This is a genomic window from Williamsia sp. SKLECPSW1, assembly GCF_054332755.1.
The window spans coordinates 1,329,028-1,343,422 of sequence record NZ_JBTGLI010000001.1 but is presented as its reverse complement, the minus strand read 5'-3'; the positions used below and the strand labels follow the sequence as shown (position 1 = coordinate 1,343,422).

Annotated in this window: 13 protein-coding genes; 6 read left to right on the top strand and 7 right to left on the bottom strand. The window is 70.3% G+C overall.

Annotated features, from left to right (window positions below):
* Window positions 1-15: 15 nt before the first annotated feature.
* Entirely contained in the window at window positions 16-594 is a 579-nt protein-coding gene (locus ACXVUM_RS06025; RefSeq protein ID WP_458520927.1) for a GNAT family N-acetyltransferase, read from the bottom strand.
* Window positions 595-641: 47 nt separating this feature from the next.
* Here ACXVUM_RS06025 and ACXVUM_RS06020 point away from each other — a divergent pair, with 47 nt between their 5' ends.
* Window positions 642-1,499: an alpha/beta fold hydrolase gene (locus ACXVUM_RS06020; RefSeq protein ID WP_458520926.1), complete on the top strand. Its 858-nt coding sequence runs from the start codon at window positions 642-644 to the stop codon at window positions 1,497-1,499.
* Between the two features lie 3 nt (window positions 1,500-1,502).
* Here the strand turns inward: ACXVUM_RS06020 and ACXVUM_RS06015 are convergent, their stop codons facing one another.
* From ACXVUM_RS06015 to ACXVUM_RS06005, 3 genes are all read right to left on the bottom strand, one after another.
* Window positions 1,503-2,159, bottom strand: a complete 657-nt coding sequence (locus tag ACXVUM_RS06015; protein ID WP_458522796.1) for a GAF and ANTAR domain-containing protein — start codon at window positions 2,157-2,159, stop codon at window positions 1,503-1,505.
* Between the two features lie 282 nt (window positions 2,160-2,441).
* Window positions 2,442-2,699 (bottom strand): hypothetical protein, encoded by a 258-nt coding sequence (locus tag ACXVUM_RS06010; protein WP_458520925.1) that lies wholly within the window; start codon window positions 2,697-2,699, stop codon window positions 2,442-2,444.
* A gap of 71 nt (window positions 2,700-2,770) precedes the next feature.
* Window positions 2,771-4,765, bottom strand: coding sequence for a M13 family metallopeptidase (locus ACXVUM_RS06005; protein ID WP_458520924.1), 1,995 nt, complete (start codon window positions 4,763-4,765; stop codon window positions 2,771-2,773).
* 209 nt (window positions 4,766-4,974) lie between these two features.
* On the opposite strand from ACXVUM_RS06005, the gene ACXVUM_RS06000 reads away from it, so the two are divergent.
* Window positions 4,975-6,597, top strand: a complete 1,623-nt coding sequence (locus tag ACXVUM_RS06000; RefSeq protein WP_458520923.1) for an NTF2-like N-terminal transpeptidase domain-containing protein — start codon at window positions 4,975-4,977, stop codon at window positions 6,595-6,597.
* Window positions 6,598-6,614: 17 nt separating this feature from the next.
* Here ACXVUM_RS06000 and ACXVUM_RS05995 read toward each other — a convergent pair whose 3' ends face one another.
* The 3 genes from ACXVUM_RS05995 to ACXVUM_RS05985 all read right to left on the bottom strand — a co-directional run bounded on the left by ACXVUM_RS05995 (window position 6,615) and on the right by ACXVUM_RS05985 (window position 9,827).
* Complete coding sequence (locus ACXVUM_RS05995; protein ID WP_458522795.1) at window positions 6,615-8,177, bottom strand: ATP-binding cassette domain-containing protein; 1,563 nt, start codon at window positions 8,175-8,177, stop codon at window positions 6,615-6,617.
* A 64-nt stretch (window positions 8,178-8,241) separates the two neighbouring features.
* On the bottom strand, window positions 8,242-8,661 hold the full coding sequence (locus ACXVUM_RS05990) for a DUF3054 domain-containing protein (RefSeq protein ID WP_458520922.1): 420 nt from the start codon (window positions 8,659-8,661) through the stop codon (window positions 8,242-8,244).
* Window positions 8,658-9,827, bottom strand: coding sequence for a lysylphosphatidylglycerol synthase transmembrane domain-containing protein (locus ACXVUM_RS05985; protein WP_458520921.1), 1,170 nt, complete (start codon window positions 9,825-9,827; stop codon window positions 8,658-8,660). The genes ACXVUM_RS05990 and ACXVUM_RS05985 overlap by 4 nt, the downstream gene beginning before the upstream one ends.
* A gap of 131 nt (window positions 9,828-9,958) precedes the next feature.
* Between ACXVUM_RS05985 and ACXVUM_RS05980 the strand changes: the two genes are divergently transcribed.
* From ACXVUM_RS05980 to ACXVUM_RS05965, 4 genes are all read left to right on the top strand, one after another.
* Window positions 9,959-11,245 carry a PE-PPE domain-containing protein gene (locus ACXVUM_RS05980; protein WP_458520920.1) on the top strand — a complete coding sequence of 429 codons (1,287 nt, stop codon included), beginning with the start codon at window positions 9,959-9,961 and terminating at the stop codon, window positions 11,243-11,245.
* Window positions 11,246-11,322: 77 nt separating this feature from the next.
* Window positions 11,323-12,576: an AI-2E family transporter gene (locus tag ACXVUM_RS05975; RefSeq protein ID WP_458522794.1), complete on the top strand. Its 1,254-nt coding sequence runs from the start codon at window positions 11,323-11,325 to the stop codon at window positions 12,574-12,576.
* A complete protein-coding gene (gene macS / locus ACXVUM_RS05970) occupies window positions 12,573-13,745 on the top strand; it encodes a MacS family sensor histidine kinase (protein WP_458520919.1) in 1,173 nt (390 codons plus the stop codon). The genes ACXVUM_RS05975 and macS overlap by 4 nt, the downstream gene beginning before the upstream one ends.
* Window positions 13,742-14,389 (top strand): response regulator, encoded by a 648-nt coding sequence (locus ACXVUM_RS05965; protein ID WP_458520918.1) that lies wholly within the window; start codon window positions 13,742-13,744, stop codon window positions 14,387-14,389. The genes macS and ACXVUM_RS05965 overlap by 4 nt, the downstream gene beginning before the upstream one ends.
* Window positions 14,390-14,395 lie beyond the last annotated feature (6 nt).

Here is a 14,395-nt window from a genome sequence, read left to right as displayed (position 1 = left end):
AGACACCGACAGTGGTCAGGGCTTCCGCCACATCGCCCAGAGGGTCGGTCCGTCGTGGGGGAGGGTGATCTCCCCGGTGACGACGAAGCCGTACCGCTCGTACAGCGGCACGTTGCGGATGTTGCTGCTCTCCAGATAGGCCGGACCGGTGATGGTCGGGAGGCGGTGCTCGAGGAGCGCGGAACCGTGGCCGCGGCCGGGTTCGATCGCGCCGAGCTGCGCGAGATACCAGTGCGGCTGTTCCGGGCGGTGTTCGAGCATGAGTCGCGTCGCGACGGACCCCCGACCGGCCGCGCCGGGACGCATCGCCGTGAGCAGCAGGGGGAGCAGTAGGAACCGGTGTCGCAGTGGCGCGCGGAACGACGGGGGATCCCAGAGCGCCGCACCCACAGCACGATCGGAGTCGAACCGGAGGTCGGCGGCGTCGGGGGAGCAGTGTTCGTGACGCGCCGCGACGCGGAAGTACCTGCCGGGGTCGTCGTCGTGGAAGATCCATCGCACGACGGGATCGTCGGCGAACGCCTGCGCCAAGATGTCCGCGACGACGGTGCGTTCGTCGGGTCGTGCTCGTCGGGTCTGCGTGGTGGCGGCCATGGCACCTTCCTGATCCGGATTTCTGTAACACGTTCTAGTCTGTGGGTGTGGACGTCACCTTCGAGAGCACCCGCCGCGAGCTTGCCACCGACAAGGGGGTGCTGCGCTATCACGAGGCCGGCGATCCGGACGCGCCGCCGCTGGTGCTGTTGCACGGATCGGGCCCGGGCGTCACCGGCTGGCGCAACTACCGCGGCAACCTCGGTGTGTTCGCCGAGCACTTCCACACGTTCGTCCTCGAGTTCCCCGGCTTCGGCGTCAGCGATCCGTGGGGCGGCATGCCCGTCCTCGACGCCGGGAAGTCGGTGACGGCGTTCCTGCGAGGACTCGACATCCCCTCGGCCGCGATGATCGGCAACTCGATGGGCGGTGTCGTCGGCGTCACCCTCGCGATCCGCAAGCCCGAACTCGTCGACAAGCTGGTCACGATCGGCGGTGTGGGTGCGAACCTGTTCAGCCCGCAACCGACCGAGGGACTGCAGCTGCTGCAGGAGTTCGCCGACGACCCCGACCGGGACCGCCTGGTCCGATGGCTGCGATCGATGGTCTACGACAAGTCGCTGGTCACCGACGAGCTCATCGAGGAACGGTGGGAGGCCGCGACACATCCCGACGCTCGCAAGACGGGCGAGACCATGTACGGCTCGGCGGCGTTCGCGATGCAGCAGGAGTTCCTGGCCGCATCGGACGCACCGCCGTACTGGGCGACGATGCACAAGGTGCAGTGCCCGACGCTCCTCACGTGGGGTCGCGACGACCGGGTGAGCCCACCCGACATGGCGCTGGTCCCGATGCGGCTGATCCCCGATGCGCAGCTGCACGTGTTCCCGCGCTGCGGCCACTGGGTGATGATCGAGGCCAAGGAGGTCTTCGAGTCGACCGTCCTGGCCTTCCTGCGCGGCTGACCGCTACGGACCCGGGCCGGCCTCCACCAACTGCAGTGCCACGTCGGCGAGCTTGGTGTTGGAGTCCTGGGACAGGCGCGCGAGGAGTTGGAACGCGTCGTCGGCGGACAAGGAGTAGCGCTCCATCAACATGCCCTTGGCCTGGCCGATGATGTCGCGGTTCGTGAGCGCGGACCGGATCTGCTCCTTCTCACGCACCGACGAGAACGCGATGGCCGCGTGCGCCGCGAACAGGCTCCCGATGGACTGCGACTCGGCGTCGAAGGCATCGGTCTGCCTGCTGTGCAGGTTCAGGGCACCGAAACTGTCACCCTCGACGTAGAGGCAGAAGCAGAGCATCGACCGGATCCCGAGATCGGCCGCGGCCGCACTGAACTGTGGCCAGCGGTCGTCGACGCGCATGTCGTCGATGACGACCGTGTCGGCCTGCAGGGCCGACGTCACACAGGGCCCCTGCTTCAGCTCCGCCTGGAGTCGATCGGACTCCGCGGCGAGATCGCCGACGAGCACCGGGCTGGTGATGGTCGACTTGTTCTCGACCAGGGTGATGCTCGCGTACTCGGCATTCGGGATCGAGTCGACCGCTGCCACACAGATGGCCCGCAGGATCGTGTCGGTGTCGCGACTCTCCGACCGGAGTCGGCGTGCGACGTCCGCCATCTGCATCGGCAGCGGGGGCGGGCACGGCGGCTCCTGCGATCCGTGGTCGAGCAGATCGGAGTGTGACACCTCCCCGTTGGAGTCGGGCTGGCCGGTCACGACCGCACCCGTCGGCGCACGAGCGCCTCACCACGCACACAGAGTTCGTTCAACGCAGCATTTCCTTCGCCGCTCGACGTACGGGTCGAGTCGACCCACCGGCGGACACCCGTGACTGGATGTCGGTGCGCTGGATTGTAGCCACACGATGTGGCACGCGCGGTGACACGTCGAAAATGCTGGTCAGGACGCCAGAGTTCGGTAGGCGTGGTAACCGAGATGGGCGCCGTAGGCCAGCAGTCCGACCGTCGCGAGCTTGCGGGTGGCGGGGACGAGCAACCCGATCCCCAGACCGGTCTCGATCGCGCCGTGACGCAGCACCCAGGTCCGGGTGTCGTCCGGGAAGGCGGTCGCGGTGAACGCCTCGAACTTCTCCGGCGCGACGTAGTGCAGCGGTCCGACGACGGCGAGCGACGCCCCGACGATCGTGAGTGCGGCCATGGCAGATCCACCTCGGTTCTCCCGTTCCCGCCCGGTGTGGGCAGGAGATCTGGCTCACCGTAGCGGGGTGGTCACCAGATGCGGACGCGCTGCCCCGGCTCCAGGTAGAGCCCGTCGCCCTCGTCGACGTCGAACGCCTCGTAGAAGGCGTCGATGTTGCGGACCACGCCGTTGCAGCGGAACTCCGGCGGCGAATGCGGGTCGATCGACAGGCGTCGGATGGCCTCGGCCTCCCGCGTCTTGGTGCGCCACACCTGCGCCCACCCGAAGAACACCCGCTGCAGACCGGTCAACCCGTCGACGACAGGGGGCTCGGTGCCCTCGGTCGCGATGCGATACGCCGCCAACGAGATCGACAGGCCGCCGAGGTCGCCGATGTTCTCGCCGATCGTGAACTCGCCGTTGACGGTGTGAGACGGGTCGAGTCCGGTCGGGGTGAAGGTGTCGTACTGCTCGATCAGCGATCGGGTGCGCTTGCCGAACTCGCTGCGATCGTCGTCGGTCCACCAGTCGACGAGGTTGCCGTCACCGTCGTACTTGGCTCCCTGGTCGTCGAAGCCGTGGCCGATCTCGTGGCCGATCACCGCACCGATGCCGCCGTAGTTCGCGGCGTCGTCGGCGTCGGGGTCGAAGAAGGGCGGCTGCAGGATGGCCGCGGGGAAGACGATCTCGTTCATCCCGGGGTTGTAGTAGGCGTTGACGGTCTGCGGGGTCATGAACCACTCGTCGCGGTCGACGGGCCCACCGATCTTCGCGAACTCACGGTCCTGTTCGAACGCCGACGCGCGGGCGACGTTGCCGACCAGGTCGTCGGGCCGGATCTCGAGGCCGGAGTAGTCGCGCCAGGCGGCGGGGTAGCCGATCTTGGGTGTGAACTTGTCGAGCTTGGTGAGTGCCTTCTCGCGGGTCGTGGGGCTCATCCAGTCGAGGTCGCTGATGTTGCGGCGGTAGGCCTCGACCAGGTTGGCGATGAGCTCGTCCATGCGCGCCTTCGCGGCGGGCGGGAAGTGGCGCTCGACGTAGAGCTTGCCGACGGCGAACCCGACGGCCGCCTCCACGAGGCCGACACCACGCTTCCACCGCTCGCGGATCTCGGGCGTGCCCGACAGTGTGCGGCCGTAGAAGGCGAAGTTCTCGTCGACGACGGCCGACGTCAGGTAGGGCGCGGCGGAGTGCACGAGACGCCACTGCAGCCAGGCGACCCAGTCGGTGAGGGGCCGGTCCGCGACGAGGCCGCCGAGGCCGGTCAGGAACGACGGCTGTCGCACGACGACCTCCGCGACGACCGACTCGTCGGCCACGCCGAGCCCCCGCAGCCATGCGGCGACGTCGAACGCGCCGGTGGTGGCGTCCACCTCGTCGCGGGTGAGGAGGTTGTAGGTCAGGTCCGCGTCGCGGCGACGTACGACGTCCCAGTGGTGGGAGGCGATGGCGGTCTCGAGGTGCAGGACCCCCTCCGCTCGCCCTGCGGGATCGTCGAGACCGGCGAGGCCCAGCATCCGTTCGACGTGGGCGCGGTACTCGGTCCGCGTCTGCGCGTGCTTCTCCTCGCGGTAGTAGGACTCGTCGGGCAGCCCGATCCCCGACTGCGCGAGGTGCACCAGGTAGCGGTCGGAGTTCTTCGAGTCGGTGTCGACGTAGAAGCCGATCGCGCCACCGGCCCCGCGCCGCTGCAGTTCACCGATCACCTCCGCGAGCTCCTCGGTGGAGCCGATGCCGGCGATGCGGTCGAGGTCCGCGCGGATCGGGTCCAGTCCGAGGGACTCGATGCGATCGGTGTCCATGAACGACGTGTAGAGGTCGCCGATGCGCTGCGTGTCGGTTCCCGACTCCGCCTCCGAGCCCGCGCACTCGACGACGATGTCGCGGACGTTCTCCTCGGAACGATCCCGCAGGGTCAGGAACGATCCGTCGATCGGACGGTCGGAGGGGATCTCGTGCTCGGCGATCCACACACCGTTGACGTGGGCGTAGAGGTCGTCCTGGGCGCGGACGTCGTCATCCACCCAACGGAGGTCGATGCCGGACGGACGGTCGGTGTCGGTGGGTGCACTCACCCCGCCCATCCTGGCACCGCATCCCCCCGACCGCACGGACCCGTCCGCCCGGGCACGCCGAGGGCGTAGTGTGTCCGGGAAAGGCACTGTGCGCGCGCCGATCTCAGTGGTCGCTGTACACCTGATCGTGACCGGATCGTGAGCGAACCGAAAACGCCAACGGTGTCATCCGTGACCTGACCCGGGTGAACTGATCACGTGACGGGTTCGGTGTCGTGATGGTCTCCCTCTCCCTGCGTTCGCGCGTGGCGGCGGCCACGGTTGTCAGCGGTGTGCTGGTGCTCGCGTCGTGTGGTGTCTTCTCCGACTCCCCGACGTCGGGCTCGCAACGCATGCTCGCGGCGTTCGGCGCAGCCCTCGACGCGCAGGACGCGTCCCGTGCGGCGGCGTTGACCTCCGCCCCGGGTCAGGCGGCCCCCACCATCGCGGCCACCCTGGCCGGAATGCACGCCCGCGACGTGACGGTCCGGGTCACCAAGCCGGTCGAGTACTCCGACGGGACCGCCGACTACGGACTCGACTACACGTGGGACCTCGGGTCGGGTCGCAGCTACAGCACGTCGACGACGGGGACCGCCCGGAAGCTGTCGTCGGGATGGCGCATCCAGTGGGACCCCACCGTGCTCGCCCCTGGCCTGCAGAGCGGCGGGTCGTTGCGTCTGGTCCGCACCGACGCCACCCCCGCACCCGCGGTCCTCGACACCGCGCGCAAGCCGTGGATGACCCCACAGGGACTCAACGACGTCGTGTTCGACCCGTCGGCCACCCGGGACCGCGCGGCGAGCATCCGCCGGCTCGCCGACGTCATCGCACCGATCGCCCCTCTGATCACCGCGCCGGTGATCACGCAGCGGGTGGCCGCGGCCGGCGACAAGCCGACCACCGTCGTCGCGCTGCGCGACCCCGACATGAAGGTCCTCGCCGGCGATCCCTCCGCCGTCCCGGGTGTCTCCGTGAACCGGACCACCGCGTTGTTGACCACCGATCGTCGGATCTCGTCGCCGCTGGCCGACTCCACCGCGGCCTACTGGCAGGCGCTGCGGGACGCGACCTCGGGGTGGGCGGTCCAGCGGGTCGGGGCGGACGGTTCCGTCACCCCGCTCGCCGGTCAGCAGGGGCCCGCGGCGCCGAGTTTCTCCACGACGATCGCGCCGGACGTGCAGCTCACGGTGAACTCCTCTGTCGTCGACGTCGCGCAGCCCGCGACGATGCTCGTGCTGGACGCCCGATCGGGCTCGATCATCGCAGCGGCCAACAACGACGCCGCCGACGCTGCGGGTGCGGACCTCGACAACGCGGTCACCCCCGGTTCGACGCTGGATCCGGTCCTCGGTGCCGTCGACGCGCGGACCGGGGACGACCGTGACGCCGCCGAGAAGGCATTGCACTCCCTCGGGCTGGGTGTCGACTACACCGTGCCCGGGGTGACCGCGGCGGCGACCCGCGCGGCCTCCATCTCCTCGGCGGGGCTCGACTCCGCCCCGCAGGTCTCGGCGCTGTCGATGGGCGCCCTCGGCGTGGCCATCGCCCGGATGTCAGGTGTCGCGCCGACGTTCGTCCGCGGGACGACCACCACCGTCCGCGGCGGGGACCTCGGCCCGATCGACCCGGCGATCGGGGGACGCATCGCCGCGGCCATGCGCACCACCGCCACCACCGGTGACGCCAGCGACCTGACGGGCGCCCCCGATCTGCGGGCCCTGGTCGGGACCAACGGTCCGCAGGGGCCGGGCTGGTTCGTCGGCATCACGCGCGGACAGGTGATCGTCGTGCACTGTGCGGGCGAGCGGTCGGGATCGGCGGCGCTCCAGGTGGTCCAGAAGTACCTGCGCCAGCGCTGACGCGATCCCGGGCGGCGTCAGAGGTCGTCGAGGTCGATGTCGCGGGTGATGCCCAGCGCGTCGACGAAGTGGGCGTCGTGGCTGACGACGACCAGTGCTCCCCGGAAGTCGGCGAGTGCCTGCGCGAGGTGATCGCGGGTCGGGATGTCGACGTTGTTCGTCGGCTCGTCGAGGACGAGCAGTCGCGGAGCGGGTGACGCGAGCAGCGCGACGGCCAGTGCCGCGCGCACCCGTTCACCGCCGGACAGTTCTCGGACGGGCCGGTCGGCGTCGTGTCCACGGAACAGTAGTCGGGCGAGGCCGGCGCGCCGGTGTTCGGCACCACGGTCCGGGCTGACGGCAGCGACGAGGTCGTACGGACTCGCGTCGGGATCCATCCCGTCGAGGACCTGGGGGAGCACACCGGTGGGAACCGCGGGAGGTGCAGCGACGAGATGGTCGAGCAGTGTGGTCTTCCCGGCACCGTTGCGGCCGCGCAGCGCGATCCGCTCGGGCCCGACGATCCCCACCTCGATCGCGCCGGTGGGCAGCGTGACCCGCATCGGAGCGAGGACCACCTGCCCCGGGTGCACCACGGTGTCGGGGAGGTCGACGCGGACGGTGCGGTCGTCGCGGACGGCGTCGGCGGCGGTCGCCGCGGTCTCGCGTGCCTCGTCGAGCCGACGACGATGTCCCCCGGTGAGTTTCGCGGCCGACTCCTGCGCCGCGCGCTTGCGCTGCTGCATCACGATCTTCGGTTCCCGCTTCTGCTCGGACATCTTCCGGCCGTAGCGCTGCCGGTGTGCGACGACCGTCTGGGAGTCGGCCAACTCGCGCCGCTGCCGGGCCTCGTCGTTGCGTGCGGTGGCGAGGACCTCACGGGCGCGGTCCTGCTCGGCCGCGACGACCTCCTCGAAATGCCGGTGGTTCCCGGCCATCACGCGGATCGTGCCGTCACGGACCTCGGCGATCGCGTCGACGGTGTCGAGGAGTTCGCGATCGTGGCTGACGGTGATCACCTGCCCGTCGAACCGGGCGATCGCGTCGAGCAGCAGCCGCCGTCCGTGGGCGTCGACGTTGTTGGTCGGCTCGTCGAGGACGAGGAGTTCGGGGCCGGCGAGGACCGCACCGATGACCGCGACGAGGGTGGCCTCTCCGCCGGAGAGGGTGTCGACGACACGCGACAGATCGGCGGGGCCCGCCACGAGGCGATCGAGACCGAGCTGCGCGAACAGGGCCACGGCACGCTCCTCGACGTCCCAGTTGCCCTCCAGCGCAGTGTGATCCGCGTCGCTCGCGCACCCGGACTCGATCCGGAGCAAGGACTGTCGTAGACCTGCGATCCCGACCAGTTCGTCGATGCCCACGGCCGATCGCAGCGTGATGTCCTGCGGGACGAGCCCCACCGAGGTGGGGCGGTCCAGCGTCCCGGAGGTGGGTGTCAGTTCCCCGGTCAGCAGCCGTACCAATGTCGTCTTCCCGGAGCCGTTCGCGCCGACGACGCCGACGTGATGACCGGCCAGGGTCGCGGAGACGTCGTCGAACACGACTGTGCCGTCGGCGAAACGGAACCGTAGGGACGCCGCCGTCACCGATCGCATCACCACGTCGGGCGACGCTATGCCGGGACCGCGTCCGGCGCCAGCGAATTGTCGTGGCGAGGGATCACCCGGCGCGTCGGGACCGCACGAATCGCCCGGCGACACCGCGCAGTCCGCGCCACCCGAGGAGGAAGAGGCCGAGGAAGACGGAGGCGACGACGACGAAGCTGACCGCGATGCCCTGGCCGAACTGGTCGCGCAGGATCATGCCGATCGCGACCGTGCACACCCAGATGACGAGACCGTCGGGGACGATGCGTTCGGGCCGGAAGTGTGGACGGCCGATCTGCTCGGTGTGGACATGGGCCACCACGTAGCCCACGGACCAGCCCACCGCGGCACCGATCCCGAAGGGCCAGAAGGTCGACAGGATGCCGGTGATCGCGAGGCCGTCCTCGTGGCTGATGCGTCCGATGACGACGAACACCACGATCACCACGATGTCGGCGAGGGCGGCGGACAGGATCACACGCGGACGGGTCATCGCGTCGTCTCCGGTTCGTCGTCGGGTGGATCCGTGCCGTTCGGCACCGGTCCGTCGGTGCGGGCCTCGGGACCGTCGAGATGCGGTGCCGTGTGCGTGGCCGCCTCCTCGAGTTCCTCGTCGGTGTCCGACAGGGCCTTGCGGAACATGACGGCGATGACGATCCAGCCGACCAGGGCCACCAACAGGTAGCTGACGAGACGGTAGACGAGGACGGCGGTGACCGCCTCGCCGGCACCCATCCCGGCCGACGTCAGTGCGGGGACGAGGACGGCGTCGACGACGCCGAGCCCGCCGGGCAGGAGGGGGAACGCGGTGCCCACGGCCTTGCCCGCCGCATACGCGACGGCGAGACCGGCGATCCCGGGCTCACCGCCGACGGCGTAGCAGGCGAAGGCGAGGCAGGCGACGTCGGCGACCCAGTTGAACAGCGACCACCCGAACGCGATCGACGTGTCCTTGCCCGTGAGCTGCACCGCCCGGAGCTGGTCGACGATCTCGTGCCACCGTTGCACGCCGTGCTCGTGGTCCTTGTCGCGCATGTTGTTGAGCGCGTGCAGGGTTCGCGTTCCGATCGACTTCATCATCTCGGGGTGCGAGGCGACGTACTGAGCGAGGATCACGAACGCGAGGAACCCGCTGATCGAGAAGATCACCGAGAACGGGCTCGTCTTCGCGCCCGCGAGGAGTGCCCCGCCGATGCCCAGGACCGCGAGGCCGACGCCCATGAGGAGCCCGGACATCACGACCTGCCACGAGGCGATCACCGGCGTCGCACCCCACCGTCGCGTCTGTCGATAGGTGAACGCCGGCGCGATGACGTTGCCGCCGGGCATCGTCTGACTCACGGAGTTGGCGGCGAGGACGACCGCCAGGGACCGCATCTGCGACACCCGCACGCCCGCGGACCGCAGCAGGGCGCGCTGGACCTGGGCGAAACTGTCCATCGAGAAACCGGATGCCACGATGCAGGCGACCACCCACCACCAGTTCAGGCGGTCCATGCTGCGCCACGCCTCGGTCAGTTTCGGCCAGACGAGGACGACCTCGACGGTGAGCACGATGACGACCAGGGCCAGGGCGACCCATCGGACCCACCAGAAGCGACGGCGGGTCGGGGCGGCGGGCGCACCGTCCTCGGCGGCGTCGCCGAACTGAGCCGTCATGGGCTCCCACAGTAGTCATCTCCTCGACCGACACCTGCGCGCATGTCCGGCGTGCCCGTTATCCTGCTCGTCACGGGGACGGCTGCGGGGGCAGCCGAGGGGGGATCGTCATGGGGACTCGTCGCTTGGTCATGGGTTCGACAGCGCTGGCCATGGCCGCCGTGCTGTCGGCCGGGGTCGGAGTGGGCTCGGCGCTCGCCGAGAACCCGCCGCAGACGGGTGGAGGCACCATCCTCGCGCTCGGCGGCAACAGCAATCCCGAGGGCCAGGACATGCAGAAGGAGCTGTCCGGCTACTTCTCGGGTGAACCGGGCACCGCCTACGCGGGCCGCACCTTCCGCATCGTCGAGTGGCCTGCGCAGACGCCGTTCACCGCAGGGTGGACCGGCCTCACCTACGACCAGTCGCAGCAGGCCGGCATCTCGGCGCTCGAGGTCGCCGCCGTCGGTCCGCACGCGCCGCAGGGTCCGCTGCTGGTCGTCGGGTACTCGGCGAGCGCCGGTGTGGTGATGACGACCCTGCGGAAGTGGGACGAGATCCGCGCCGCCGGCGGGCAGGCGCCGTCACCGGACGACACCACAGCGCTCGTGTTCGGGAACCCGAACCGACCCAACGGTGGGGTGTTCGCCCGGTTCCCCGGTCTCTACGCCGTGCCCTTCGGGATGACGTTCACCGGACCCGCTCCGGTCACCTCGTACAAGGTCACCGACGTGAGCTGGGAGTACGACGGTGTCTCGGACTTCCCGCGGGACCCGTCGAACGGCCTGGCGCTGCTCAACGCCGCGTTCGGGTTCCTGGTGCACGGCGACTACAAAGACCTCGACCTGAACGACACGTCGTCGATCGTCTCCGACGTGACCGTCGGCAACACGCGGTACGTCACCGTCCGGGGCGAGTACATCCCGCTGCTGATGCCGCTCCGCCTGCTCGGCGTCCCCACGTCCGTCCTCGACGCGATCGAACCCGTCCTGCGGGCGCGCATCGAACAGGCCTACGACCGGACGACGAGCCCCGGCACACCCACCCCGGCCCGGATCGGCTCGGGTCTGTCACCCCAACAGATCGTCGGGCAGTACGTCGACGCGATCGACCAGGCCCGTCAGACGATGCAGCAGGCGACCGCACAGCGGACCCCGACCGCCCAGCACACCCCGACCGCGCAGAGCAGTTCGACCGCGCAGAGCACCTCGACCGCCCCACAGACGACCGCACCGGCGACGTCGACCACCTCACCGACGACCACGGTCCCGACGAGTACGTCGACACCGACGAGCACCACGTCACCGTCGACCACCACGTCACCGACGACCACCTCACCGGCGAGCACGACGTCACCGTCGACGACCTCACCGCCGTCGACGTCGACCGGGACGACCACGCAGCGATCGGCGACACCCACGACGGCATCCGCGGGCTGAGGGGTCCCGCGAGCGCAGGCAGGCCGGTGCCTGCGGGCTAGGGTTGATCGGTGAGCGACCGTACGTCCGATCCGGGCGTGACCCCGGGCGCCGGGAGCGGGCCCGCGCCGTCGACCGGCGACGACCGCCTCGCGGTGCACCCGCTGGTGCGGGCGGCGTCCGAGTGGTCGTGGCGCCTGCTGATCATCGGTGTCACCGTCTACGCGCTGATGTGGGTCGGCCACCGGTACGAGCAGGTCGCCGTCCCGATCGCCCTCGCCATCCTCGGCTCGGCGTTCCTGGTCCCCGTCGTCGACTGGCTCGACCGCCGAGGTCTCCACCGCGGGGTCGCGGTGGCGCTGACGATGATCGTGGCGATCGGTGTGATCGCCGGGATCCTCACCTTCGTCGTGCAGCAGTTCATCGCGGGTCTGCCCGACCTCACCAATCAGGCGACGTCGACGATCGACTCGGTGAAGAGCTGGCTCGTCCACGGGCCGTTCGATCTCGAGCAGCAGCAGCTGGACCACGTCGGCGACGACATCGTGTCCATGTTGCAGCGCAACCAGAGCAAGATCACCAGCGGCGCCATCGCCACGGCGGCCACGGTCACCGAGCTCGCGACGGGTGCCCTCCTGCTGCTGTTCCTGATGATCTTCTTCCTCTACGGCGGCGGGCAGATCTGGGTGTTCGTCACCAAGCTGGTGCCGAACTCCATGCGGGACCGTGTTCGCGTCGCGGGCCGGGCCGGGTTCGGAACGCTGGTCGGATACGTCCGCGCGACCGTCGCGGTGGCAGCGGTCGACGCGATCGGCATCGGGGTGGGACTGGCGATCCTGCAGGTTCCGCTCGCCCTGCCGCTGGCGTCGCTGGTGTTCGTCGGCGCGTTCATCCCGATCGTCGGTGCGTTGGTGACCGGGGCGCTGGCGGTGGTGGTCACCCTCGTCACGCAGGGGTGGATCGCCGCGGTCATCGCCCTGGCCGTCGTCGTCGCGGTGATGCAGCTCGAGAGTCACGTGTTGCAACCGTTCCTGCTCGGGCACAGCGTGCGGGTGCACCCGGTGGGAGTGGTCGTCGGCATCGCCTCGGGCATCGTGACCGCAGGCATCATCGGCGGTCTGCTCGCGGTCCCGATCATCGCCTTCCTCAACACCGCGGTGCGCTCGATCATCGGGTCACGCCCGGATCCCGACGCCGACGGGTCGACCGTCGCGGCGGATGAACCCATCTGGGACACCGCCGATCATCCGGGCATCGACGGCCGACCCGACGAGGACGCAGCCGACGACCCCGATCACGGCGACGATCCCGACGAGGGTGACGGCACCGACGGGGCGTCGGGGAAGTCGTGACCACGGCCCGCGACGACGCCGCTGTGGGCGAGCTGTGGCGGGCGGGTCAGGTGTTCCGGGCTCTCACGGTCCTGTACTCGGTCGGCTTCGTCGTCGCGGTCCACGACGACCTCGAGCATCCCGCGGGCGGGGTGGCGGTCGCGGTCGTCGTCGTGCTCTGGTCGCTCGCCTGCGGATGGGCGTATCTGCGCGGCCCCGGGCGGACGGTCGCCTGGGTGACCGCCGATGTCGTGGTCGTGTGTCTGGCGATGCTCTCGACGCTGCTGCTGGCGTCCGACGGGTGGCGGGCCGATCACCAGTCGGTGCCGACGACGTTGTGGGCGGCCAACGCCGTCATCGCGGTGGGGATCCAGGTCGGTGCGGCGGGCGGCGGGATCGCCGCTGTCGCCGTGATCGTCTGCAGCACGGTGGCGAAGGGTTTCGTCGTGGTGGACCTCGCCCGCAACGCGGCGGTCGTGATCCTGCTGGCGCTCGGCGTGGTCATCGGGTTGGGGGCGACCGCGCTGCGGCGTGCGTCGGCACGTCTGGCCGAGGCCACTCGACTCGCCGCCGCCACGGCCGAACGGGATCGTCTGTCGCGGCACGTCCACGACGGGGTCCTGCAGGTGCTGGCGCTCATCGCGCGCCGCGGACGCGAGATCGGTGGCCCGACAGGCGACCTGGCGGATCTCGCAGCCGCCCAGGAGCGGGCGTTGCGGGAGCTGGTGGGGTCGGCGGCGTCCACGCGTACCGGGCGGGCCGTCGATCTCGCGGCGGAGTTGCGGCAGCGGGCCTCCGATCGGGTGACGGTCAGCGCGCCCGCGGGCCCGGTCCTCGGACCCGACGAACGCGTCGCGGAGGTCCTCGCCGCGGTGGACAATGCGCTCGACAACGCGAGGCGACACGGCGGCGGACCTGATGTCGGCGGGTCCGTGCCGGGCGGTTGCCCGAACGTGTTCGTCCTGCTGGAGGATCTCGGCGACAAGGTGGTGGTGAGTGTGCGTGACGACGGGGTGGGGATCGCGCCGGGGCGTCTGCGTGACGCGGCGGCGCAGGGGCGCCTCGGTGTCGCCCAGGCCATCGTCGGACGGATCGAATCACTCGGGGGGACCGCACATTTGGAGTCCGCACCCGGTGAGGGTGCGGAGTGGGAGCTGACGGTTCCCTGGGGCCCTGGGGGTCGGGGATGACGACGGTGATGGTCGTCGACGACCACCCGATGTGGCGTGAGGGGGTCGCGCGGGATCTGGGTGAGGAGGGCTTCGACGTGGTCGCGACCGCGGACGGCGTGCGCGCCGCGGTCGCCCGGGCCGGCGCGGTCCGACCCGACGTCGTGCTGATGGACATGCAGCTCCCCGACGGCACCGGTGCCGAGGCGACGAGTGGGGTCGTCGAGGCGTCGCCGGAGACCCGTGTCCTCGTCCTGTCGGCGTCGGCCGAACGCGCCGACGTCCTCGACGCCGTGAAGGCCGGCGCCAGTGGGTATCTCGTGAAGAGTGCCTCGCGCGCGGAGTTGGTGGAGGCGGTGACCGCCACGGCCGCGGGGCAGGCCGTGTTCACCCCCGGGCTCGCCGGACTGGTGCTGGGCGAGTTCCGTCGGATCGCCGAGGCAGGGGCATCCGATGCCCAGGCGAGCACACCCCCGATCACCGACCGTGAGACCGAGGTGCTCCGGCTGGTCGCGAAGGGGCTGACCGCGCGGCAGATCGCGACGCGTCTGGGTCTGAGCCATCGGACGGTCGAGAACCACGTGCAGTCGACGCTGCGGAAGTTGCAGCTGGGCAACCGGGTGGAGCTGACGCGCTACGCGATCGAGCACGGCCTCGACGAATAGTCCCCA

What these genes read in the sequence shown, in the direction of transcription:
- ACXVUM_RS06025 (WP_458520927.1), bottom strand. Translation starts at nt 594, where the DNA reads ATGGCCGCCACCACGCAGACCCGACGAGCACGACCCGACGAACGCACC.
- ACXVUM_RS06015 (WP_458522796.1), bottom strand. Translation starts at nt 2,159, where the DNA reads ATGGCGGACGTCGCACGCCGACTCCGGTCGGAGAGTCGCGACACCGAC.
- ACXVUM_RS06010 (WP_458520925.1), bottom strand. Translation starts at nt 2,699, where the DNA reads ATGGCCGCACTCACGATCGTCGGGGCGTCGCTCGCCGTCGTCGGACCG.
- ACXVUM_RS06005 (WP_458520924.1), bottom strand. Translation starts at nt 4,765, where the DNA reads ATGGGCGGGGTGAGTGCACCCACCGACACCGACCGTCCGTCCGGCATC.
- ACXVUM_RS06000 (WP_458520923.1), top strand. Translation starts at nt 4,975, where the DNA reads ATGGTCTCCCTCTCCCTGCGTTCGCGCGTGGCGGCGGCCACGGTTGTC.
- ACXVUM_RS05995 (WP_458522795.1), bottom strand. Translation starts at nt 8,177, where the DNA reads ATGCGATCGGTGACGGCGGCGTCCCTACGGTTCCGTTTCGCCGACGGC.
- ACXVUM_RS05990 (WP_458520922.1), bottom strand. Translation starts at nt 8,661, where the DNA reads ATGACCCGTCCGCGTGTGATCCTGTCCGCCGCCCTCGCCGACATCGTG.
- ACXVUM_RS05985 (WP_458520921.1), bottom strand. Translation starts at nt 9,827, where the DNA reads ATGACGGCTCAGTTCGGCGACGCCGCCGAGGACGGTGCGCCCGCCGCC.
- ACXVUM_RS05980 (WP_458520920.1), top strand. Translation starts at nt 9,959, where the DNA reads ATGGGTTCGACAGCGCTGGCCATGGCCGCCGTGCTGTCGGCCGGGGTC.
- ACXVUM_RS05965 (WP_458520918.1), top strand. Translation starts at nt 13,742, where the DNA reads ATGACGACGGTGATGGTCGTCGACGACCACCCGATGTGGCGTGAGGGG.